Origin of the sequence: Kineococcus glutinatus (assembly GCF_039542765.1) — a bacterium.
Taxonomy (GTDB): Bacteria; Actinomycetota; Actinomycetes; order Actinomycetales; family Kineococcaceae; genus Kineococcus_A; species Kineococcus_A glutinatus.
The window spans coordinates 1-712 of the sequence record NZ_BAABIL010000872.1 but is presented as its reverse complement, the minus strand read 5'-3'; the positions used below and the strand labels follow the sequence as shown (position 1 = coordinate 712).

Here is a 712-nt window from a genome sequence, read left to right as displayed (position 1 = left end):
CCCGGCGCCAGCAGCGCCCCGGCGCCGGGCCGGCAGCTGCCGGGTGCCACCGCGACGCCGACCGCGAGCGCCTCCACGGCGGCGCCCGGCTCCGCTGGGCAGGCCGCCGAGCGCACCGGTGCCGACCGGCTGCGCGACCTGCCCTGGGCGTGGATCGTCATCGGGCTGGCCGCGCTCCTGGTGCTGCTGCTGCCCGGCGTGTCCGCCCGCGTGGTGCTGCGCCGGCGCTGGTCAGGGCTGGACTCCGACGCCGACGCGGCCGAGGCCGCCTGGACCGAGCTCGCCGAGCGCACCCGCGACCTCGGGGCGGCGTGGCCGGCCTCGGCCACCCCGCGGCGGGCGGCGGAGCTGCTCGGGGAGTTCGCCGAACTGCCCGCCGCCGAGAGCGAGGTGCTGACCCGGCTGCGCAGGGCGGTGGAGTCGGCCCGGTTCGCACCGGACGGCGCCCGTCCCGGCGATCGGCGCGCCGTGCGCGCCGACGTCGACGCCGTCGTCGCGGTGGTGGCCGCCCAGCGTCCCCGCGGCACGCGCTGGCGCGCGGCGCTGTGGCCGACCTGGGGGTTGCGCGCCCTGTTCGGCCGCCCACCGGTCGCGACCGCGGCGGAGGACCTGCCCACCCGGCCCGCCGGCGGGCCGGGTGGGCGCAGCGCAGCGGGCGAACGGGTGGGCCGGCCCCGCTGACGGGACCGCAGACGCACGCCCCGCTGACGGG

Annotated in this window: 1 pseudogene; it reads left to right on the top strand. The window is 81.9% G+C overall.

Annotated features, from left to right (window positions below):
* A pseudogene (locus tag ABEB16_RS22220) lies at positions 1 to 681 on the top strand (hypothetical protein); the annotation flags it as partial.
* Between the last annotated feature and the right edge of the window lie 31 nt (positions 682 to 712).